The organism is Novipirellula herctigrandis (assembly GCA_007859835.1).
Lineage (GTDB): Bacteria > Planctomycetota > Planctomycetia > Pirellulales > Pirellulaceae > Novipirellula_A > Novipirellula_A herctigrandis.
Genome location: SJPJ01000001.1, coordinates 3,923,689 through 3,924,738 on the forward strand (window position 1 = coordinate 3,923,689; position 1,050 = coordinate 3,924,738).

A 1,050-nucleotide genomic window follows, 5' to 3' on the forward strand; every position below is an offset into this window, starting at 1 on the left:
ATGCGGCTTGAGAACTCGTTGTTGGACGGGTGCCACGTCGGGTGAACGCGTGCTGGTGTTTGGTGAGCGGGGCGGTTGCTGGGATGCTGTGTCGAGGCTTACTCACGTTTGATGCTATTTGGTTTTGGATCGGTTTTGCTGCGATCGTCAAGTCGATGTTGCGCGTCTCGTCGGTTCCGGTTTCGAGCGTGTCGACTTGGCGGTAGTCCACCGGCGTCGCGGTTACGGCCGCTGCAGTATTGGCTTGGCGTTGGAGCGTCGAGTTGGCATTTTGACGTTGCCGCATAACATGGTTTTGCCGCAAGGGCCCTTCGGGCACGCCTACGTTGGTAATTCACGTGCGGCGGCGTATCATTAGCTGCTCGTAATTCAACGTCGCTCGCTTCGTTCAACAAGGCGTCGGCAAAACCTCCCGTTAGCCGCCGCCAGATGACTCCAGATCACGGACCATTTACGCTCATTCGCGACGACCAATCGACGCTGGTTGGCTCATGGGCGGTTATTGACGACTCGGACGACGTGACGGTATCCATTGACGGCAATGACTACCGCATCGAATGCGCTCGCGACCTCCCGCGCGCTGTCTATTGGTTCGTTCGCAATCTCGAAAACAAGATCCTCAAACAACACTTGACGCTTAAAGCGTGCACCAACTGCGAACACTTCCAAATGTCCGGTATGGCAATCGACATGGGGCGTGGGCATGTTGGCGTATGCAAACTGCACCAAATTGGTGCGCGGACCTTGCATGCCTGTGATGATTTCAACGTCAAACCCGCTGCAAGCGGCGGCTAACATGGTTTTTACGCAAGGCCGCGGCTTCGTCGTTGGAAAGTCTTTTGGTTTGCCTTGTTTGTTCGCTTCGGTGACGCATTTTGGTTTGCCATGCCGCGGACACCGCCTCTTTGGCAACGTGGTATTCTTTTGGTAAACTGATTGGTGTTGCGACACTGTTTGGCTTCGGAGAGAAGCGGTGTCGTAAAAACCTTCCGTTACGCGACGCTAGCCTTTCGACTCCTTCGGCGGAACTTCTTCTAGTTCAAACTTTCA

General features: G+C 54.9%; 2 protein-coding genes. One reads left to right on the plus strand and one right to left on the minus strand.

Annotated elements, in window-relative coordinates:
* On the minus strand, window positions 1–286 hold a 286-nt coding region (locus CA13_RS14395; protein WP_419194354.1), incomplete at its 3' end, for a hypothetical protein.
* A 143-nt stretch (window positions 287–429) separates the two neighbouring features.
* On the opposite strand from CA13_RS14395, the gene CA13_RS14400 reads away from it, so the two are divergent.
* Window positions 430–795 (plus strand): hypothetical protein, encoded by a 366-nt coding sequence (locus CA13_RS14400; RefSeq protein ID WP_146397743.1) that lies wholly within the window; start codon window positions 430–432, stop codon window positions 793–795.
* The last annotated feature ends 255 nt before the right edge of the window (window positions 796–1,050 follow it).